The following is a 21,134-nucleotide window of genomic DNA, read 5'->3' as shown; positions in this document are numbered from 1 at the left end:
CATCGACCTCGGCACCGCACGCGACCAGATCACCACCCGCGCCGACACCCGCTTCACCGACCTCCGCACCCGCGTACTCACCCGCATCCGCGGAGCACAGACGGCCGGAACCAGTCAGGCGGTGTAGCGGATGGCGGCCGGACCCGGTGGTTCCGGGGTGGGGCAGGACGGCGTCGCGGACTGGTTCTGGGAGGTGCTGGACGCGGCGCGGCCCCGGCTGGCGGCGCTGGAGTCCTGGCTGGAGGTCCAGCCGCGCGAGGTCCTGGAGGCGTACGCCTGGTCCTACGAGAACGCCATGGACGCCCTGGCCGACTTCGCGGACGGCGTCCAGGTCGACGGTGTGGGCTGGTCCGAGGACGACACCGAGGATCTGTGCGTGTGGGTGGTCGGCCAGGGGCGGGCGTTCTGGCGGCCGTTGGCGACAGGAGAGCGCCAACTAGACGATGTGGCACGGGACTTCCTTGGCTCCGGGGCGGCGCCCGCCGGTGCGGTCACCCCGTGGGACACCGAGGTCGCGGACGCCGCCCACCGGGGGTACCAGTCCCCCACCGCCCTCGTGCACGGCGTCTACCGGAGCCGGTTCGGCACGAGCCTGGACGAGCGGCTCCACGAACTCGGCGGACCGCCTGCCGCGGGCCCTTACGGCGGGCCCGCGGCGCCGTGAGCCCGCCGTGAGCCCGTCGTGGCCGTGCACGGGACCTGGACAGGGGAACCGGCCGTCCGGCGCGCGACCGTCTCTCTACGCGTCGTCCGATCCGCGGCCGTGTCCACGGCCGTGTCCGTGGCCGGACCCGTCGTCGGAGCCCCGGCCACGGCCATGACCCGCGCCGTCGTCCGACGCGTCGTCCGATCCGTCGTGCCTGCGGTGGCCCGACGTGTCGTCGTCGTCCGCGCTCCGGGCCGTCGGGCTGTCGTCGGTGCCGTGGCGGCCACCGTCGTCGTCGGTGCCGTCGGCGGAGTGGTGGCGGTGGTGGTGGGCGTCGTCGGCGGCGCCTACGGCGGTGATCTCTCCGGAGGCGGTGGCGACCGTCACCTCGTGGCCGGTCCCGTCCGCGCCCGCGATCCCCACCTGCCAGGCGGCCGACCGGCCCCCGGCGTCGTCGACCTCGACGGACGTGGCCGAGCCCGGGACGCGGGCCAGCGCCGTCCGTACCGCCGCGGCCAGACCCGTGCGGGCGGACCGCGCGAGAGCGGCCTCGCCACGGACGTCGTGTCCGTCCGGCCTGCTGCCGGTGACCGTGCCGTCGGCGGCGTTCACCGTCACCTCGTACCGGGCTCCCCCGGCGGCGACGGTCTCCACCTTCCAGACGGTCCGGCCTCGGTGCTCGTCGAGTTCGACGGCGGTGACCGTGCCCGAGCCCGAGCCCGGCAGCGCCGCCGCCCCCGCGTCGGCGGCCCGCGCGAGGGTGATCACCGTGCCCGTGGCGGCGCGGTGGGGGGAGGCGGACGGGGCGTCGTCCGCCCCGCCGTGGTGGCGGGTCCGGGAGGTGTCGTCGGCGACGGCCACCGCCGTGACGGCACCCACGCCGCCGAGCACCGCGGTGGCCGCGAGCACGGCCGCCACGGTGCGCCGACGACCGGTCGAAGAGCCCTGGGAAGCGTTCATGATGCGTGGTCCTTTCCCTCGGTTGAGGCCGGCGCCGTGCCCCGAGGGAGCGCGGCCGGCCCGACGTCGACCACCCTGCGGGAGCGACCCTGAAGCCACGCTGAAGCTTCCTGAAGACCCCTTCAGGAACGGTCTGCGACCCTGTGGGCATGCGCCTGTTGATCGTGGAGGACGAAAGACGCCTCGCCGCCGCCCTCGCCCGCGGTCTGTCCGCGGAGGGGTTCGCCGTGGACGTGGCCCACGACGGGATCGACGGTCTGCACCTGGCGCAGGAACGGAACTACGACCTGATCGTGCTCGACATCATGCTGCCCGGCCTCAACGGGTACCGGATCTGCGCCCGGTTGAGGGCGGCGGGCGACGAGACGCCGATCCTGGTGCTCACCGCGAAGGACGGCGAGTACGACGAGGCGGAGGGCCTGGACACGGGCGCCGACGACTACCTCACCAAGCCCTTCTCCTACGTCGTCCTCCAGGCCCGCATCCGCGCCCTGTTGCGCCGCCGCAACCGCACGGGCGCCGGCCCCGTCCTGCGCTTCGGCGACCTGGCCGTCGACCAGCAGGCCCGCCGCGTCGAGCGGGCGGGCACCGACATCGCCCTGACCGCACGGGAGTTCGCGGTCCTGGAGCATCTCGCCCTGCGCGCCGGACAGGTGGTGCCCAAGGCCGACATCCTCGCCCACGTCTGGGACTTCGCCTACGACGGCGACCCCAATGTCGTCGAGGTCCACGTCAGCGCCCTGCGCCGCAAGCTCGACGCGCCCTTCGGCCGGCGCACCATCACGACGGTACGGGGCGCCGGTTACCGCCTGGAGACCGACGGCGGCCCCGTTGCCTAGGCCGCTCGCCTCCGTCCGCGCCCGCGCCGCGCTCGCCGCGACCCTGGTCGTCTCCGTCGCCCTCGTCGTGACCGGCGTCGCCGTGATCGCCGTACTGCGCCACAACCTCACCGACCGGGCGGCCCTGGAGTCCGAGGTCACCGCCCGTACGGTGGCCGGTGCCCAGGCGGCGCTCACCGGGGACTTCACCGCCCTGGACCTGCCCGACGACCGGGACCGGCTGGTGCAGGTCGTCGACTCCGGCGGCCAGGTGCTCGCCGCCGGCGACGCGCTGCACGGCCGCGCCGCGCTCACGGACTTCGCCCCCGCCCCGACCGGCACACCGAGCGCCACCGCCACCGCCACCGACTCCGCGCTCTCCCCTGCCCCTGCGGCCTCCGGCGCCTCGGCCGACGATGACGACGACAGCGGCGACGATCACGGCGGCGGCCGGCGCGGCGGCCGGGGCAGGGGGCACGGAGGAGGCGAGACGACCGGGAGGAGCGGCGAGGACGACGACAGCGGGAGCGACGACAGCGGCCACAGCGCGCCGCCCCGCGGCAAGGTGGGCACCGACGTGGACCGCGAGACGCTCGCCGTTCGGTTCGGCGGCCGCGTCCACGACTACGGCTTCGCCGCCGTCCAGGGAACGACGTACGACGGCCGCACCTACACCGTCTACGCCGGCACCTCGCTCGCGGACGAACAGGCCACCCTCGACCAGGTCTCCCGCGCCATGCTCGGCGCCCTGCCGTTCCTGCTCCTCGTCGTGGCCGGCGTGACCTGGCTGGTCACCCGGCGCGCCCTGCGCCCGGTGGAGGGCATCCGGGCCGAGATGGCCGCGATCACCGGCAGCGGCGACCTGACCCGACGGGTCCCCGTGCCCCGCTCCCGCGACGAGATCGCCCGTCTCGCCCGCACCACCAACCAGACGCTCGCCGCGCTGGAGGAGTCCGTCGAGCGCCAGCACCGCTTCGTCGCCGACGCCTCCCACGAACTCCGCAGCCCCATCGCCTCGTTGCGCACCCAGATCGAGGTCGCCGACCAGCACCCCGGGCTCCTGGACACCGGGGACCTCCACCACGACGTCGTACGCCTCCAGCACCTGGCCGCCGACCTGTTGCTGCTCGCCCGGCTCGACGCGGGCGAGCAACGCGCCGACGCCCTCCTCGACCTGACCGCGCTGGTACGGGAGGAGGTCGCCCGGCGCGCCCCGTCGGACCGGGTGGCTCCCGGCGTACGGGCCGACGAGGACGTGCCGCGGATCCGGGGCAGCCGTGGCCAACTGGCCCGTGTCCTGGGCAATCTCCTGGACAACGCCCAGCGGCACACCGCCACCGCGATCGCCGTGACCCTGGTCCGCGCGGGCGACGACGTCGTGCTGACCGTCGCCGACGACGGCCACGGCATCGCACCGGCCGACCGTCCCCGGGTCTTCGAACGCTTCGTCCGCCTCGACGAGGCGCGCAGCCGCGACGACGGCGGGGCCGGCCTCGGCCTGGCCATCGCGCGGGACGTCGTGCGCAACCACGGCGGGGAACTCACCGTCTCCGAGGCCCCGTCGGGCGGCGCGGCCTTCCTGGTCACCCTGCCGCGCGCACCGCTCCCCACCGGCGGCGACCACACCTGACCGCACCCCCGTTCCGTGCCCCTGCTCCGCACCCCTGCTCCGTGTTCCGGTCGCGGCCGGGGGCGGCACAAATCGGTCGCGACGGCTTTGGTATCGTCACGGCGTCGGGCCGGCGAGCACCATCACGGTCCGCACGACCGTGGCATTCCCAGCCGGTAACACGGGCCCACGAGCCCTCAGTCCGGCCCCAGTCGCCAGGACCACGCGCGTCCGAGGCGGGGCATGCCCTCTCGTCCAGAGGCAGACCGTCATGCGTAAGTCCCGGGCCGGCTCCCGCCGCGCCACCGTGCCCCTCGCCGCCGTCCTCGCCGCGGCCTCCCTCGCCGCCGCCGGCTGCTCCGGCACCGCCGCGGACGCGGGCACCTCCTCCTCGAAGACCCCGGCGGCGAAGGTGTCCACCCCGCCCGTCCACGCCGGCGTCGACTACCAGCTCGGCGGCGCCTACACCCCGCCGAAGGGCGTCTCGGTGGTCTCCCGCGACCACACGGCCGCACCCGCCCCCGGCCTCTACAACATCTGCTACGTCAACGCGTTCCAGGCCCAGCCCGACGCGGAGGACGAATGGGACGCCGACCTGCTGCTGCGCGACAGCTCCGGGAAGGTCGTCATGGACGAGGACTGGGGCGAGGCGATGCTCGACATCAGCACCCCGGGCAAGCGCGCGCGGATCGCCGAGAAGGTGGACGGCTGGATCGACGCGTGCGCCGACAAGGGATTCGACGCCGTCGAGCCGGACAACTACGACAGCTACACCCGGGCCCCGCACGGCCTGCTGACCGCCGCCGACGCCGAGGCGTTCCAGACCCTGCTCGCCCGCCATGCGCACGCCCGGCACCTCGCCATCGCCCAGAAGAACACCCTCGAACTTGCCGAGGACCGCAAGCGGGTCGGTCTCGACTTCGCGGTGGTCGAGGAGTGCGGGCAGTACGACGAATGCGGTGCGTACGTCGACGCGTTCGGCGACCACGTGATCGTCATAGAGTACACCACGAAGGGCATGAAGAGGGCCTGTGCGGGCTGGGGCGACCGGGTCAGCGTCGTGCGCCGCGACCTCGACGTCACCCCGGCCGGCCACGACGGCTACGTACGCGAGACCTGCGACGGCAACTGACGTCTCTCGTAGGTTAATTCACCCCCCGGGGTCGGTTCATTCACCCACGTCACCCGTATCCCGGTGGTCGTACTCCACGTCAGCCTGTGGGGACACCCCCGACGAAAGGGCTGATGATGGAGAAGGGACTGGGGCGTCTCAGGAGTTGCCTGGCCGTGGCGGCCGCCACGGTGACGTTCCTGGGATTCGCCGACACCGCCGGTGTGGCCCAGGCCGCCGCGACCGCGAGAGGCGACTTCCGCGGCACGCTGACCGCCGACGCGGACCTCGGCACGACGATCGGCTACGCGTCTGCGCTGTCCGCGGACGGCCGCCGGGCCGTGATGGGCGCGCCCGCCGCGAACCACTACCAGGGCGCGGTCTACATCTACGACAAGACGGATCAGGGCTGGGCCGCGCCGACCGTCCTGACCGTTCCCGGGACCACCTACGGGGACGCCGGGTTCTCGGTGGCCATATCGGCCGACGGCCGCACGGTGGTCGCCGGCGCACCGTTCCAGAGCGGTGGCCGGGCGTACGTGTTCACGCTGACGGACGCGGACGGCTGGCAGTTGGGCGCGACGCTCACCGCTCCCGGCCTCAAGGTCGACGACCTCGGCGACTCCGTCACGATCTCCGGTGACGGGTCGACGATCGCCGTGGCCGACCCGTTCCGGAACGATCTGCGCGGCGCGGTCTTCGTCTACACCAAGGACGGCGACGGCTGGTCGGACCCCACCGAGGTCGCCGCCGACGGCTCCAAGGAGCGGGACCTGTTCGGTTCGGCGATCTCACTGTCGTCGGACGGAGCCGCACTGGCCGTCGGGGCCAAGGGCGTGGCCAAGTACGACGGCGCGGTGTACACCTTCGCCCGGCAGGACGGCGCCTGGGCCGAGACCGCCGAACTCACCCGCTCCGACGGGGTGTCGAAGGAGCGGTTCGGCAACAGCATCGCGCTGTCCGGCGACGGGAAGGTGCTCATATCCGGCGCGCCCTACCACGACCACGGCGTCGCCTACACCTACCGGTTGCAGGCCGGTTCGTGGACGGATGCCGGCACGCTCCAGCCCAGCCAGAAGTCCGACTACGCCAGTGACGCGCTGTCGGTGTCGGCGTCGTACGACGGCTCCGAACTGATCGTCGGGCTCCCGGCCCGCAACGAACTGCAAGGTGCGGCCGAGGTCTTCGAACGGTCCGGATCGGGCTTCCGCTCGAAGGCGATGCTGGTGCCCTCCGAGTACGCCGGGTGGATGGTGCTCGCCGGCGCCGGTTCCTCCGTCTCCCTGTCCGCCGACGGCCGTACGGCCCTGCTCGGCGCGCCGTACGTGTCGGACGACTACCCGGCGGGCGCCGGCTACCTCTACGACACGGCCGGTCCGTCCGGCTTCCTCGCCCCCTCCGGCACCCGGACCCCGTCCCGGATCACCAACAGCCGGCACGCGAAGACCGCCCACGGGCCGGTGGACGTCAAGGCCGCCCAGCGGGTGACGGAGACCGGCAAGGGCCATGCCATCGTGGGCACCTCCCACGAAGAGGCGTCGGTCTGCGGCGACAAGGCGACCGGCAAGGTCAGCTGCGACGTGAAGATCCTCACCAACGCGTCCCTGCACCCGCTGACCACGGCCGACTACGAGGACGGGCTGTCACCGGCCCAGTTGCAGGCGGCGTACGGGCTCACGGGCGCGTCGCAGACGACGACCGTCGCCGTCGTGGACGCCTACGCCAACCCTGACGCGGAGGAGTCGCTCAACGCCTACCGGAGCCAGTTCGGCCTCGGGCCCGCCGACTTCACCCAGGTCGGCCAGGACGGCGGATCCGCCCTTCCCTCCGCCAACGCGAACTGGGGCGTGGAGGAGATGCTCGACCTGGAGATGGTCTCCGCCGCCTGCCCGAAGTGCAAGATCCTCTACGTCGGCGCGAACTCGCCGACCTTCGACGACCTGGGGACCGCGGTCAACACGGCGGTCGCCCTCGGTGCGAAGGTCGTCTCCAACTCCTACGGAGGCGACGAGTCCGAGGACGTCCTCTACGCGCAGCGCGCGTACTACACCCACCCCGGTGTCGCGATCACGGTCAGCAGCGGTGACTCGGGCTACGGCATCTCCTACCCGGCGGCCTTCGACAGCGTCGTCGCGGTCGGCGGGACCTCGCTGACCGTGAACGCCGACGGCACCCGGGCCTCGGAGACCGCGTGGGAGGGCGCGGGCAGCGGCTGCGCACGGTTCGTCAGCAAGCCGGCCTGGCAGAGGGACTCCGGCTGCGCGAACCGTACGGTCGCCGACGTCTCGGCGGTCGCTGATCCGGAGACCGGCGTCGCCGTCTACGACTCCTACGGGCTGGGGGGATGGTCGGTCGTCGGCGGCACCAGCGTCTCGGCGCCCCTCATCGCCGGGATCTACGGCCGCACCGGGCACACCGCGGGCAACCCGGCGCGGCACCTCTACAAGGCGCCCAAGGGCTCGCTGTACGACGTGACGCAGGGCGCGGACGGAACCTGCTCGGCCCTCTACCTGTGCGCGGCGGGCCGCGGCTACGACGGCGCGACCGGTCTGGGCGCACCCGCGGGCGTCGACGCGTTCTGACGAAGCCGACAGCTTCCGACGGTTCCCAAGGTGCTGACGGTGCCTACAGCTCCGACAGCTTGCGACGGTTCCGATAGTTCTGACAACTTCGACGGCTTCGGCCGGTCCGAGGACCCCGCGCTCACGAGAGCCCGGGGTTCTCGGGGTCCGGGGTCCGGGGTCCTCAGGCTCTGGATCCTCAGGCTCTGGGTCCTCAGGCCAGGGGTTCTCAGTGTCTGGGTCTCAGGCCCGGGGTCCTCGCCCGCCGTCGGGACGCTCCGGTGTCTCGGCGTCGGGACCGGGACCGGGACCGGGTCCGGAGCCAGGGCCGGAGCCAGGGTCGGAGCCAGGGCCGGGTCCGGCCGGTGTCTTGTCGTCGGCGCGGCTCGGTCTCCTCTCGTCCGGTTCTCGGGGCAGTTCGGTCGCGGCCTGGGCCAGCTCCGCGCGGGTGCTGACGCCGAGCTTGCGCTTGGCCGACTTCACCTGGGAGCGGACGGTGTTGAGCGACTTGAAGAGCGTGGCGGCGATGACCGCGTCGCTGTCGCCGGCCGCGACCCGGCGGATCACCTCGCGCTCGCGCGGCGACAGGTCCGCGCCGTACCCGCGTCTGCCGCCGCGGCCACCCGGGCGCCGTGCCTCGACGCCCGCCGTCCGCAGCAGCCGGACCACCCGGTCGCCGTCGGCGACCGCCCCCAGCCGGCCGTACCCCCGCAGGACCCCGCCCAGCTCCTCGGCCGCGTCGGCCGGCCGCCCGGCGAGCAGGCAGACGGCAGCCGCCTCGCGCGCACGGAGTTCGTAGTGGCGGCGGGGCAGCCGGCGCCACTCCGCGGCGGCCCGCCGGTGGAATCCACGGGCCTGCGCCAGGTCGCCCTCGTCATGGGCCAGCAGCCCGCGGCAGCTCAGCAGCGCCGCCTCGGCAGCGGCGGCGCCGGAGCCCGCCACCCCGGCGGCCATCTCGGCGACCACGGTACGGGCGTCCTCGGTCCGCCCCGCGAGGAGCAGGGCGCGGACCCGGACCGGCACCAGGTCGACGCCCCACAGCCACACCCCGGTCCGCGCGATCGTCGAGAACGGCCCCTCGGTGACGGCGAGGGCGTCGTCCGGCCGGTCCTCCTCGACCGCGATCTCGGCCAGGGCCGCCGACGCCTCCATCACCAGTTCCGGGCCGAGACGGCTGGCGGGATGCCCGAGCAGGGCCCGCAGCCCTCGCGCCGCCCGCGCGTACTCACCGGCCGCGACCAGGAGCCGGGCCCCGACGATCTCGGCCTCCAGCCGCTGGCCCGCCACTCCCCGGTCGGCGGAGGTGAACGTCGCCGTCCGCTCGCGCAGCCCGTGCCAGGAACCCGTCAGGTAGTCGATGTGCAGGTCCATGGCCTCAAGGCCGACGGACAGGTGCGGGTAGTCGTAGGTGCGGGCCAGCTCCAGCGCGGCGGACAGGGTCTCGCGCGCGGTGCCGTCGCGGCCCCACAGCAGCGCGCAGTGGGCGATGTTGGCGAGGCCGCGCGCCACGTTCAGCCGGTCCCGGACGTCGACGTCGCGCAGCGGAATCCGGGCGGCCAGCGCCCACCCGTCGGCGGATCCGAAGCGCAGCAGCACGACGGCGACGTTGGAGACGAGGCGCACCTCGGTCGACGGGTCGCGGCCGTGGAGGAGGCGCGCGGCCCGGCCCAGCCAGTCGGCGCGGGTGGCCGGGGACCATCTCGGCCAGGACAGGTGAACGAGGCTGATCATGGCCTGTCCGACGACCTGCGGTTCGGCCGCCAGGAGCGGGATCGCCGCCTCGTTCTCCTCGGCCGCCTCGCTCATCCGGTCCGCGAAGATCAGGATGCGGGCCAGCTGCCAGCGCAGCCCTCCCCGGTCCAGCGGCGACAGCGAGGGATCGTCCGCGGCGGACCGGAGTACGTCCTCGACGGCACGGTACTGGTCGGCGCTGCGGTACACCGCGAACGGGATCTTCGCCACGATCCGGGCCAGGTCGGCGGGAGGCTGGACCGTGGTGGCCACGAGTTCGAGCAGGACGTCGGCCGCGGTGAGGTCGTCGGCGCGGCCCAGCGCCAGGTCGGCGACGCGTTCCGCGTACCGGGCCCAGCCCGGGGTGTCCCCGGACAGTTTCATATGCCGGGCCAGCCGGACGACCGGCGGGGCCGGTAACGCGCCCAGCGCGGCGGCGGCGCGTGCGTGGAGCCAGGAGCGTTCGCCCGGCGGGATCCCCTGCGCGACCGCGTCGAGGACCAGGACGTGCCGGAAGGCGACGAGTCCGTCGCCCGCCACGGTCAGCAGGTGCTCGGCGACGAGTTCGTCGACGGCGGCGGCGCCGGTGTGACGGCCGAGTCCGGCCACCGCCGCGAGGAGGCCGACGGGAGCGGGCTCGGACAGGACGGCGAGGGCCCGGGCCGTGAGCCGGGCGGCGGGGCCGACGCCGTCGGTGCGTGCCGTGACCGACTCGCGCAGGCCGGCGGGTGGTCCTGCCGAGGCGATGCGCGCCGGGCTCCAGTGGTCCTCGTCCGGGTCGGTCCGTGCCTGGTCGTGCAGGGTCTGGACGAGGTCCTCCAGCAGCAGCGGGACGCCTTGGGAGCGGCGGTGCAGCAGGCCGGCGACGCTCGGGGCGACAGCGGAGCGGGGCAGCATCGACGCGACGAACCTCTCCGTGTCGGCCAGGTCGAGGGGGCCGAGCCGGATCACGCGGCCGGTGCCGCCGGACGCGATGCGGGTGATGCGCGCGGTGAGTCCGGACGGCGGGCGTTCCTCGCTCCGCCAGGTCTCGACGACCCGTACCGGGAACCGGGTCTCGACGGCGGCCAGATGGAGCAGGAACTCGTGTGTGGTCTCGTCCGCCCAGTGCGCGTCGTCGAGGACCACGGTGTGGACGTCGAGTGTGTGCAGCAGTTCATCGAGTGCCCGGTAGAGGCGGTGCCGCTCCATCGCGGCGTTCTCCATCGGCGGCAACGGCCCGGGAAGGTGGTCCGACCACTCGGGGAACAGCGGCCGCAGGGCACCGGCCAGCCGTCCCTGCGGCCTTCCGGCGGGTGACAGGCGTGCGACCGCGTCGACGAGCGTGCCGAGGGGGAACGGCGTGCCGACCGGCGGGCACCGCAGGACCAGAACCCCGGTGTGACCGGGTGGCGGGCCCTGGACGGTCTCCTTGACGAACCGTGACTTGCCGATACCGGCCTCGCCCTCGACGACGACCAGTCTGGTCGCGGGCCGTGCCAACGCCTCCTCCAGAAGGCGTCGTTCGACCGCCCGGCCGACGAACTCGGGTGACCGCAGCGCGATCGCGTCGCCGACGCCGTCCGCCACCGGCGGCACTGGTCCCGGGGCGCTCCGGTGGGGCTGGGACGTAGGAGTCGATTCCATGCCGGGGTCGTACCACGCGGCACACGCGTCGATCCCCGAACCGGCCGGGAAGACCGGCCGGACCGGACGCGGCGCTCTGCGGGTGCTGTCCGGGACGGGGTCTGCCCGCTCCCGGACCGCCCCGGTGCGGGTGTTGCGGGTGTCAGTGTTCCGTGGCCGGGTGGCCGGAGAGCCGGTGCGAGCGGACGACGGCCACCAGGCTTGCGGCGAAGAGGGCGGCGGCCCACGGCGCCAGGTCGCGGGCGTATCCCGGCAGGCCCGCCCCGGCCTCCGTGCCGCGCGGGGGCACCAGTCCCCGGGGGTCGTAGACGACCGCGAGCGCGTCGCCGGGGCGGGTCGTCCGTCCGCAGCCCCGCCAGATCCGGACCTGGAGCGGTATGCCGTCGGCGTCGCGCACCGAGCACAGGTACCGGCCCCGCCCGTTGCGTGCGGTCAGGACGTCGTCCACCGAGGTGACCGTCACGGACTGGAGCTGTCCGCGTTCGGCCAGCACCGCGCCGGCGGCGGCCTGCGGGGCGTGGAGGGCGAGGCCCACGCCGAGCAACGCGACGACGCCGACCAGGGCGCGTCCGGCGCCGACGCAGACCAGGTACAGCGCGAGGGCCGCCGTGCACACCAAGCCGGCCTCGCCGTCGGCGAGCGCGGGGCGGCCGGTCCAGGCGCCGTAGAGCGTCGTACCGACCACGGACACGACGCCGAGGAGCCCGGCGAGGATGCCTTCCGCGACCAGCCACCGGGGCGGCAGGCCGACGAACTCGGCGGGCCCCCACACCGTGCTCCGCAGATGCGCCGTGAGGCCGGGTCCGGCGGAGGGCGGGCGCCGACGCGCCCGGCGCACGAGTGCCATCCGCCGCGCCCTCCCTCCGTCCACCGGCGGCCTCGCCGCACGGCCGGCCGCTCCACGATTCCCGTGCATTATGCAAGAACATCCGGATCCGAAGAAACGACGTCCGACACCACCCGCAGGCCCGGGACACCGGCGCACGTGGCCCGGGGACCCGGCACCCGGGGACCGACGTGCGTGGACCAGCACCCGATGTCCGGCGCCCGAAGACCGGCGTCCAGCGTTCGGGGACCGAAGACCGGCATCCGGCGCCCGGCAGCCGGGGACCAAGGACCGGCGCCCGGGGACCCGGCATCCGGCATCCGGCACCCGGCACCCGGCACCCGGCACCCGGCACCCGGCACCCGAGGATCGACGCCCGGCATCCGGCGTCCCTCGGCCCGCGGCTCGCGGCTCGCGGCCCGCGCGGTGCTACCCGTTGCCGAGGTGGCTTCGGCGGGCCGCTGTTGCGGCCCGGCGGTCGCGGCGGACCAGTATGCCCGTACCGGCCGCCACGATCAGCGCGGCGGCGAGGACGGGGATCAGGAAGGACGTCATGGCCGCTCCTTCCGCCCGGCCGCGTGCCGGGCGTGGGTGTCGTCGGTCGGTCGGTGCGGGTCGGCGGCTCGCGCGATCGCCGTCTCGACGGCCGCGATCCGGTCGGCGAGCAGGCCGAGGGCCGCGACGGCGCGGGTGAGGGCGTCGTCCTCGGGGCCGCCGAGCGCCCGGGCGCGGAGGTACCCGGATCTCACCTCGGCCCAGCGCGCGGTCTGTCCGGCGGTCGGGGTGCCGCGCAGCTCGGCCAGCTTCAGCAGGTTGGCCTCGGCGTCCGTGGTGAGGGTCTGGGCCTCGGCGGTGTAGTGGTCGTCGAGGACGGCGGCGAGTTCGGCCTCGTTCATCACCGGCTGGACGCGCTGGGCGATCTTGTTCATGTTGCGGTAGGAGCCCTGGAGGCGGAAGGGCGGTTCGGTGCGGGTCGCGTCGGACTGCGCCGCCGACGCCATGTACGCGGCGTTCACCGCGAGGACCGTCTCGCGCGCGGTCAGCAGATGGCGCAGGATCCCCAGGATCCGGTCCAGCTCGGCCGGCGCGTAGGGGTGGACGAGCCGGTCGCGGACGGCGGTGGGGTCGCCCTCGGCGAGGCGGACCAGCAGGTCGAGGTCGGCGCGGTCGCGGCCGGCGAGCGGGGCGAGGACCGGGTTCGCGGTCAGCGCGTTCTCGACGAAGCTGGCGGCGAAGGCGTCCTCCTTGCCGGTCAGGACGTCGCCGAGGTTCCACACGTCGGCGCGGTTGGCGAGCATGTCGGGGACCTGGAAGCGGCCGCCGGACTCGGTGTAGGGGTTTCCGGCCATGCAGACGGCGAAGCGCTTGCCCCTGAGGTCGTAGGTGCGCGGTTCGCCGTCGCGTACGCCCTCGATGCGGCGGGTGGCGTCGCACAGCGGGATGAACCGCTGGAGCAGTTCGGGCGAGGTGTGCTGGATGTCGTCCAGGTAGAGGAGGGTGTTGTTGCCCGCCTCCAGCGCGAAGTTGATCTTCTCGACCTCCTGGCGGGCGGTGGCGTTCGGGGCGTCGGCGGGGTCGAGCGAGGTGACCGCGTGTCCCAGCGCCGGGCCGTTGACCTTGACGAGGACCAGGCCGAGGCGGTCGGCGACGTACTCCATGAGCGTCGTCTTGCCGTAGCCGGGCGGGGAGACCAGGAGCAGGAGGCCGCCGGTGTCGGCGCGTCCGCCCGCCCCGGCGGTGCCGAGCTGCTTGGCCAGGCTGTCCCCGACGAGGGGCAGGTAGACCTCGTCGACGAGCCGGTTGCGCACGAACGTCGGCAGCACGCGCGGCCGGTACTCGTCCAGCCGGACGCGGGTGCGCTCAGCCGCCACCAGGGCGCCGCGACGGCGTTGGTAGGCGCGGTGCGCGGGGACGTCGTGGATGCGGAACTCCGTCGTGCGGGCGAGGAGTTCGTCGATGCGGACGGGGAGCGCGCGGCGGCTGACGCGCGGGTGGGTGCCGAGCAGTCCCTCGACGGTCCCGGCCACGGACGCGTCGGACTCGTAGCGGGTCAGTCCGGGGCAGAGCTCGGCCGCCACCGCCTCCGCCAGGTCGCCGGGGGCGAGGTCCGTGCCGGTGGCGGCGGCGTAGGAGGTCAGCCACGCCTCGACCAGCTGCCGGCGGGCGGCCGGTTCGCGGAGGGCGTCGAGATCGTCGTCGTAGGCCGAAGTGCCCACCGTGCGGCGGAACTTGTCGAGGAGGGTGCGGGTGCCGGCGCTGATGACGAAGCCGTCGGGTCCGGTGGTCAGCTCCTCGAAGAGGTACGCGGCGGCGGCCCGCAGCGGCGCGGGACCGGCCGGGGTGCGGTCCGGGTGCGCGGGCGTGGCCTCTCCCGGCGGGCCGGCGGCCGTGCGGGCGGCCATCGCCTGCGCCAGTTCGGCCTGGAGGTCGGCGATCCCGGGCACCGCTCCGAACGTCTCCCGGGCGCGGGCCATGGACGCCGCGCGCCGGGTCCAGGCGTCGCGTTCCCCGGCGGTGGTGCCGTGCGCCCAGAAGGACTGGGCGGCGGCGCGGGCCCCCGGCTCGTGGCGGAGCGGCCCCGCGCCCTCGTACAGGCGCAGCAGCGCGGTGAGGATCAGTACGGTGTCGTGGTCGTGGACGCCGCGCTCGTACCCCTCGTCGTGGGCCTCCTCGGCCGCCCGCCGGACCAGTTCGGGCAGGTCCGCCGCGGCGAGCGCCGCCGGGCCGTGCTCGTCCAGCAGCCGGGCGGCGAGGTGCTCGGCACGGTAGACCCCGGGCGACTCCGAGGGCAGCGGGCGGTCCCAGTAGGGGCGGGTGGCCGCGAAGTCGGGGTCGGTGACCGGGGCGCGGTAGTCGGTGCCGGTGACGGCGAAGGCCAGGCCGTCGCCGTGCGGGACCAGGGTGAGGTCCACGGGCTGGGTGTTGACGGCGAAGCGGTGGCTGCCGAGGCGGATGGTGCGGCCGTCGTCGGAGTAGAGGTCGCCGCGGTCGCGCAGGGCGCGCCGGGCCTCCTGGCGGGCGGCCGTGAGACGGCCGTCCAGTTCCTCCGCCCGTACCTGGTCGCCGAGTCCGCGCAGTTCGCCGGTGATGGCGCGGACCTTGGCGGGCAGCGGGTCGGAGGTGAAGTACGTGGTGACGGCGTCCGCGTCGGGCAGGGCCGCGGCGCGCCGGGCCACCGTCCGCAGCACGCGCAGCGCCGAGTCGGCGAGGCGTTCGGCGCGGCGGGCGCGGGCGTCGGCCAGGGTCTGCTTGCGGGCGGCGAACGCCTCCTGGACCTCGTCCCGCTTGTCGGCGAGTTCGCCGAGGAAGTCGTCGTACTCGGCGAACCGGGACTCCAGGTTCTCCACCTGGACGAGGACCCGGACGAGCTGTTCCTCGCACGCCTCGGGGCTGTCCGCGGCGGCGAGCGCGCCGGTGACGGTCTGGCCGAGCAGGGCGGACTCGGCGGCGAACGCGGCGCGTCCCTCCCGGTCGAGGAGGTCGTGGCGGCGGCCGTCGAGGGTCGCGCGGGCGCGGTTGACCCCGCCGAGCACCTCGGCGATCCGTTCCAGGACGGCGGTGCGGACGGTGGCGTCGGCGATGTCGAGGCCGGCGACGACCTCGGTCACCGTGCGCAGCCCGTCGGTGAGTTCGTCGAGGCGGGCGGCGACGGGCGCGGCCTCGGCGACGGTGCCGATCGCCTCGGCGTCGGCGGTCAGCCGCTCGACGTCGGCCAGGTGTCCGGCGAAGGCGTCCTCGCGGGCGAGGTGGGTGACGGCCCGCTGTCCGAAGGCCGCGAGGTCGGCCTCGGTGGCGGCGGCGAGTTCGTCGATGCGGGCGGTGTCCGCGTGGCGCAGGTCCTTCAGGGTGAGCAGACGGCCCTGGGCGCGGCGGAGTTCGGCCAGGCCGGTGGCCCAGGCGGCGGCGCCGCGCGGGACCTCGCCGCGCAGCCGGCGCGCGACCGCGGCGACCTGGGCCTCGGCCTCGGTGAGCGCGTCGGCGGCCTGCCGGGTCAGGGCCCGGACGGTCTCGAACTCGGACAGCACCTGCTCGGCGGTGACGCGCACCCGCTCCAGCGGCTCGCGCAGTCCGCCGAGGCCGGGCTCCCCCAGCCAGTGGTGGGTGTGCGCCGCGCGGGCGCACGCGGCGGCCAGCGCCTCGTACATCTCACTCGTGGGCGTCGTCCGGGCCGCGGCACGGGCGATGGACAGGCAGTCGGAGACGGCGCGCACCAGGTCCGCGTTGCCGACCCGGGCGAGCGGGCCGGAGCCGGCCGGCCGGGCGGCGGCGTGGGTGTCCGAGACGTACGGGGAGTTCCACAGCTGGAGCGGATGCACCCGCTGCGGTTCGTCGCCCTCGGCGCGCAGGACCGTCAGCGTGCCGTCGTCGAAGAGCGCCCAGCCCTGGCAGGGCAGCGGGGCGGCGACCTCCTTGCGGATCGTGTTGTACGGCAGCAGCAGGCTGCGGCCGGCGGCGGGGGCGTGGAAGGCGTACAGCACGTCCTCGCCGTTCGGGGAGCGCAGTTCCCGTTCGAACTCCAGCCCGGCGATGTCGAGGTCGTAGGTCCGGTGGGTGCCGGTGGCCAGGCAGTAGCCGCCGGGGAAGACGATGCCCTGGTCCTCGGGCAGCCGCCGGCAGGCCGGGCCGATGCCGTCCAGGCGGACGACGGTCCTGGTCAGGGTGTTGAACACCAGGTGCCGGTCGGTGTCCTCCTTGTAGGGACGGATCCGCAGCAGGATCAGCGCGCCCACCCGCGCGTACGCGATGTCCGCGTCGGCGAGGGACTGGAGCGGCTCGGCGACGGGCTCGGAGTGGATGCCCTCGCCGGTCTCGGTGTCGTCGTCGGTCTTGACCGTCAGTGTCCCGCCGAGCGTCGCGACGAAGACCTCGCCCTGGACGGAGACGTGCGGGTGGCGGCCCAGGACGTGGTCCGCGCGGGTCGTCGGGGTCCACTCGAAGTCGTGGGAGGGGGGCAGGACATGGTCCCGGTCGCCGCGGGCGTCGAGGAAGCGCGCCGGTCCGTCGTCGGTCAGCGTCCAGCGCAGGACGCGGATGTCGTCCGCCTTCTCGCCGGTCTGGAAGACGGCGAGCAGTCTTCCGTCGCGGCGGCGGAGCCGGAGCAGGTGCGCCTGGCGGTAGTAGCGGTGCAGGGCGGCGAACTCGCGGACGAAGGACGGGTCGTCGAGCAGACCGGGGACGGCGTTGTCGGGCAGCCGGTTCCACTCGCGGTCGTAGAGGGCCAGGACGTCGCCGACGTCCGTCCCGGCCGTGGTGCCGGGAACCGGGCTGTGGCCGAGCAGCAGGGTGTCGCCGACGGCGACGACGTCCCGGGCGACGCCGGCCTGTCGGGTGCGCAGCCGTCCGGTGCCGGCCAGTTCGAGCCGTGTGGAGCCGAACTCCTCGGCTCGGCGGGTGTTCAACTCCTCCGCACGGCGGGCGAGTTCGGCGGCCTGCGCGGTGAGTCGGTCGCGCAGGACCTCGTAGGCGCCGGTGTCCGGCGACCGGTCGGTGGCCGCGCCCGGCGCCTCGGCCGTGCCGGTGTCCTGGCCGGTGGTCATGGGTGGTCCCTCCCGGGAGGTCGAAGGAGATGCGTGGTCCGGAGCCGCCGTCCCCTGTGCGGCGGCTCCGGACCACGGGCCGGTCAGCCTCGGGAACTGCCGTCGAGTGCGGCGAGGGAGGTGTCGGCGAGGCCCAGTTCGCCTGCCCTGTCGAGGAGTTGCTGGAGCTGTCCGGTGTTCGCGGCGCCCGAGGTCATGAGCTTGGTCAGCAGCGCGGACACGGTCAGGTTGCGTACGTCGGCCGTGGAGACGGAGCCCAGGATCCGGCCCAGGTCGTCGCTCAGGCTCGCGCTGCCGTCCAGCCAGGGTCCGGCGAGGGCCTGGGCGGTCTCGGAGTTCTTGACGAACCCGTCGACGCTCTTGCCGAGCGAGACGGCCGACATCAGCCGGTCGAAGAAGACGGACTCCCCGCCGACGATGTCGATGTCGGCGTTCTCCAGGCCGGTGGCGAGCACGGTGGCCTGTGCCTCGGCGATCTGCCGCTGCGCTTCCAGTCCGGCGAGCCGGATGTCCTTCTCGGCGGCCAGCCGCAGCCGGTACTCCTCGTGGCCGCGGGACGCGTCGTCGAGGGCGGCCATCGCCGCCGCCTTCTCGGTGAGACCGGCGGCCTCCGCCTTGAGCTTCTCCCCGATGCCCTCGGCCTCGGCGAGCGCCTTCGCCCGGCTGCCCTCGGCGTCGGCCCGCAGCCGCGCCTCGGCCGCGGCGGCCTCCGCCCGTCCGGCCTTCTCGATGACCTCGGCCTCCTTGTCGCGGACCGCGACGGCGGCCAGGCCCTCGGCGGCGGACTCGGCCCGGATGCCCTCGGCGAGGCGCAGCTTGGCCTGCGCGTCGAGGTCGGCGGTCTTCAACCGGGCCTCGGCGAGGGTCAGTTCCTGCGCGGCGCGGTGCACGGCGGCCTGTTCGGCGGCCTCGGCGGCCTTGATGTCCTTGACCAGCTTCTCCTGGGCCTCGGCCTCGGCGGCGATGACGACCGCCTGCCGCTCCCGCTCGGCCTCCTCCACGGCCCGCAGCCGCTTGATGGCCTCCTCCTGCTCGGCGACCGTGCGGTCCACCGCGACCCGTTCCCGGACGACCTCGGCGATCTCCCGCCGTTCGGCCTCGACCTCCTTGTCGGCCGCGATCCGGGTCAGCTGGGTCTCCCGCTCCCGGGCGATGACCTCCAGGAGGCGCTCCTTCTCCACCCGCTCGCCCTCGACGGCGATGACCCGCTCGCGGTTCTTCGCGGCGACGGCGATCTCCCGGGCCTGGTTCTCGCGCTGCACACCGAGGAGTTCCTCGGTCTTCAGGAACGCCCCCTGCGCGCGCAGCCGTTCCTCCTCCACCACCCGCGCGGTCTCCGCCTCCTCGCGTGCCCGTACGGTCTCGATCTCGCGCTTCTGCTTGATCTCCGCGTCCACCTGGCGGCGCTCCAGTTCCAGGATCGCCTCGCGCGCGTCGACGTTCTGCCGGGTGATCTCCTTCTCCTCGGTGCGCTGCGCCTCGTTGGTGCGCACGTGCTCCACGGCCGTCAGTTCGGTGATCTTCCGGATGCCCTGGGCGTCGAGGACGTTCGCCGGGTCGAGCTGGGACAGCGGCGTCTGCTCCAGGTAGTCGATCGCCGCGTCCTCCAGGTGGTAGCCGTTGAGGTCGACACCGATCAACTCGATGATCTTGTAACGGAGTTCCTCGCGCTTGGTGTAGAGGTCGGTGAAGTCCAGCTGCTTGCCGACGGTCTTGAGCGCCTCGGAGAACTTCGCGTGGAACAGTTCCTGGAGCGTCTTCTGGTCGCTGGCTCTCGCGGTGCCGACGGCCTGGGCGACCTTGATGACGTCCTGGACGGTCTTGTTGACCTTCACGAAGAACGAGATCCGGATGTCCGCGCGGATGTTGTCCCGGCAGATCAGCCCGTCCCGGCCGGCTCTGGTGATCTCGATCGTCTTCACCGAGATGTCCATCACCTCCGCCTTGTGCAGCACCGGCAGCACGACCTGGCCGGTGAAGGTCACGTCGACCCGGCGCAGCTTGGAGACGATCAGCGCCTTGCCCTGCTCCACCTTGCGGAACAGCAGCGAGACGAGGAGGGAGGCGAACAGGCAGACGGCGACGAGCACGCCGATGCCGATGGACATGGCATTCATGGCATACGTCCTTGAGGCGTAAGAGAGTTCTGGCGCGTGCGGGAGAGCGACCGCGGGCGGGGCCCGGCGGCGGGGCTCAGGCGGCGTGGACCCGCGAGGGGGCCACGGCCGCCCGGGGTTCGTCCGGGCAGAGCCGGTGCAGCGGGCGCACGACCACAGGTGTGAGGGCGCGCACCGGCGGCAGCGCCGTGGCCGGGAGGCCGAGGGACCGGGCGGGCACCGTCAGCGGCGGGCGCGCGAGCGCCGCGGCGAGGGCCGTGGCCGTCAGGACGGCGGGCGGGCAGGTGGCGGCTTCCAGAGACGTCCGCATGTTCCCCCCTTCCGGCGCCGATCGTGTCGACGGGTGCGTGGCTCGGATGCCGGGTACCTGCCGGTGTCCGGCATCCGAGCCGTCCGTCGTGCTCCCCGCGACTCATACTCCCTGATCAAAGAGGGTCCCCGCATTGCCAGTCACCGGCAGTGTTCACTAGGGTCTGGGTGCCGGTGACCGTCAGGAAACCGTCAACGGCGCGTCAGGACTACGGGGGGACGGCGTGACGGACGGGCAGATACCCGAGCAGTATCTGGAGGGGTACGAGCGCATCCTGGCCGAGGTCTCGGCCACCGGCCGGCGCCTGACCCGGGACGAGATCGCCTCCCGGCACGCCCTCGGGGAACAGGCCGCGGAGGCGGGCCACGGCCTGCGCTCCCTGGTCAGCGCGCACCTCACGGCCGCCCGCACGGCCTGGCCCGCCACAGCGGGTTCCGCCGGTGAGGCCCTGGCCGCCGTCCAGCAGGTGGTGGACGCCTTCGCCGAGGGCTTCGAGCGCGCCCAGCTGCTCGCCGTACGCCAGGAGGAGGCGGCCCGCCGGGAGTTCATCGACGACCTGCTCTACGGCCGCAGCAACCTCGGGCGGCTCGCCGAACGCGCCGAACGCTTCGGCCTGCGGCTGTCCAACGCGCACGCGGTGGCGGTCGCGCAGGGGCTGGTCCCCTACGACGAGGGCGACCCGGTGCCGCGGCAGGTGGAGCGGGCCGTCATCGCGCGGTTCGGCGACCGCAACGTGCTGCTCACCACCAAGGACGGCCGGCTGCTGTGCGTCGCCCCCGGCCAGCAGACCGAGGTGCTGACCCACTTCGCCAAGCAGGCGCACGCCGCGACGGACGGCGGCCGGGTCGCCATCGGACGGCCCCAGCCCGGCCCCGGCGGCGTCGTCCAGTCCTACGAGGAGGCGCTCAACGCCCTCGAACTGGCCGAGCGGCTCGACCTCGACGACCCGGTGCTGCGCGCCGCCGACCTGCTGGTCTACCCCGTCCTCACCCGCGACCGGCAGGCCATGGCCGACCTCGTGCTGGACGCCCTGGGCCCGCTCACCGAGGCCCGCGGCGGCGCCCAGCCGCTGCTCGACACGCTCACCGCCTACTTCGACACGGGCTGTGTGACCACCGACACCGCCCGCCGTCTGTCACTGAGCGTGCGGGCCGTCACCTACCGCCTGGAACGCATCCACAAACTCACCGGCGCCGACCCGTCCGACCCCGCCCACCGCTACATGCTCCAGACCGCGGTCATCGGCGCACGGCTGCTGGACTGGCCCGCCACGGACCTGTGA

General features: G+C 74.2%; 13 protein-coding genes. 6 read left to right on the top strand and 7 right to left on the bottom strand.

Annotated elements, in window-relative coordinates:
• Positions 1-130 precede the first annotated feature (130 nt).
• Positions 131-664, top strand: coding sequence for a hypothetical protein (locus ACZ619_RS43335; protein WP_469611469.1), 534 nt, complete (start codon positions 131-133; stop codon positions 662-664).
• Positions 665-739: 75 nt separating this feature from the next.
• On the opposite strand, the gene ACZ619_RS43330 is transcribed toward ACZ619_RS43335, so the two are convergent.
• Positions 740-1,606 (bottom strand): PepSY domain-containing protein, encoded by an 867-nt coding sequence (locus ACZ619_RS43330; protein ID WP_469611467.1) that lies wholly within the window; start codon positions 1,604-1,606, stop codon positions 740-742.
• A 149-nt stretch (positions 1,607-1,755) separates the two neighbouring features.
• Here ACZ619_RS43330 and ACZ619_RS43325 point away from each other — a divergent pair, with 149 nt between their 5' ends.
• The 4 genes from ACZ619_RS43325 (at position 1,756) to ACZ619_RS43310 (ending at position 7,726) form a co-directional block, all read left to right on the top strand.
• Positions 1,756-2,445: a response regulator transcription factor gene (locus ACZ619_RS43325; RefSeq protein ID WP_469611465.1), complete on the top strand. Its 690-nt coding sequence runs from the start codon at positions 1,756-1,758 to the stop codon at positions 2,443-2,445.
• A gap of 67 nt (positions 2,446-2,512) precedes the next feature.
• Positions 2,513-4,054 (top strand): sensor histidine kinase, encoded by a 1,542-nt coding sequence (locus ACZ619_RS43320; RefSeq protein ID WP_469611472.1) that lies wholly within the window; start codon positions 2,513-2,515, stop codon positions 4,052-4,054.
• Between the two features lie 250 nt (positions 4,055-4,304).
• Complete coding sequence (locus ACZ619_RS43315; RefSeq protein WP_469611463.1) at positions 4,305-5,165, top strand: endo alpha-1,4 polygalactosaminidase; 861 nt, start codon at positions 4,305-4,307, stop codon at positions 5,163-5,165.
• A 155-nt stretch (positions 5,166-5,320) separates the two neighbouring features.
• The gene (locus tag ACZ619_RS43310) at positions 5,321-7,726 is read left to right on the top strand and encodes a hypothetical protein (RefSeq protein ID WP_469611461.1); all 2,406 of its coding nucleotides are present in this window, start codon (positions 5,321-5,323) and stop codon (positions 7,724-7,726) included.
• A 222-nt stretch (positions 7,727-7,948) separates the two neighbouring features.
• On the opposite strand, the gene ACZ619_RS43305 is transcribed toward ACZ619_RS43310, so the two are convergent.
• The 6 genes from ACZ619_RS43305 to ACZ619_RS43280 all read right to left on the bottom strand — a co-directional run bounded on the left by ACZ619_RS43305 (position 7,949) and on the right by ACZ619_RS43280 (position 19,852).
• Positions 7,949-11,062, bottom strand: coding sequence for an ATP-binding protein (locus tag ACZ619_RS43305; protein ID WP_469611459.1), 3,114 nt, complete (start codon positions 11,060-11,062; stop codon positions 7,949-7,951).
• Between the two features lie 142 nt (positions 11,063-11,204).
• Entirely contained in the window at positions 11,205-11,909 is a 705-nt protein-coding gene (locus tag ACZ619_RS43300; RefSeq protein WP_469611458.1) for a hypothetical protein, read from the bottom strand.
• Positions 11,910-12,317: 408 nt separating this feature from the next.
• Positions 12,318-12,443 carry a hypothetical protein gene (locus tag ACZ619_RS43295; RefSeq protein ID WP_469611456.1) on the bottom strand — a complete coding sequence of 42 codons (126 nt, stop codon included), beginning with the start codon at positions 12,441-12,443 and terminating at the stop codon, positions 12,318-12,320.
• Complete coding sequence (locus tag ACZ619_RS43290; RefSeq protein WP_469611454.1) at positions 12,440-17,425, bottom strand: DNA repair ATPase; 4,986 nt, start codon at positions 17,423-17,425, stop codon at positions 12,440-12,442. The genes ACZ619_RS43295 and ACZ619_RS43290 overlap by 4 nt, the downstream gene beginning before the upstream one ends.
• Before the next feature lie 83 nt (positions 17,426-17,508).
• The gene (locus ACZ619_RS43285) at positions 17,509-19,542 is read right to left on the bottom strand and encodes a flotillin family protein (protein WP_469611452.1); all 2,034 of its coding nucleotides are present in this window, start codon (positions 19,540-19,542) and stop codon (positions 17,509-17,511) included.
• A gap of 76 nt (positions 19,543-19,618) precedes the next feature.
• Positions 19,619-19,852 carry a hypothetical protein gene (locus tag ACZ619_RS43280; RefSeq protein WP_469611450.1) on the bottom strand — a complete coding sequence of 78 codons (234 nt, stop codon included), beginning with the start codon at positions 19,850-19,852 and terminating at the stop codon, positions 19,619-19,621.
• A 223-nt stretch (positions 19,853-20,075) separates the two neighbouring features.
• Here ACZ619_RS43280 and ACZ619_RS43275 point away from each other — a divergent pair, with 223 nt between their 5' ends.
• Positions 20,076-21,134, top strand: coding sequence for a PucR family transcriptional regulator (locus tag ACZ619_RS43275; protein ID WP_469611448.1), 1,059 nt, complete (start codon positions 20,076-20,078; stop codon positions 21,132-21,134).

The sequence above is a fragment of the Streptomyces sp. NPDC104367 genome (assembly GCF_055583825.1).
The sequence above is the reverse complement of the archived record's forward strand: the minus strand, read 5'-3'. Positions and strand labels throughout refer to the sequence as shown.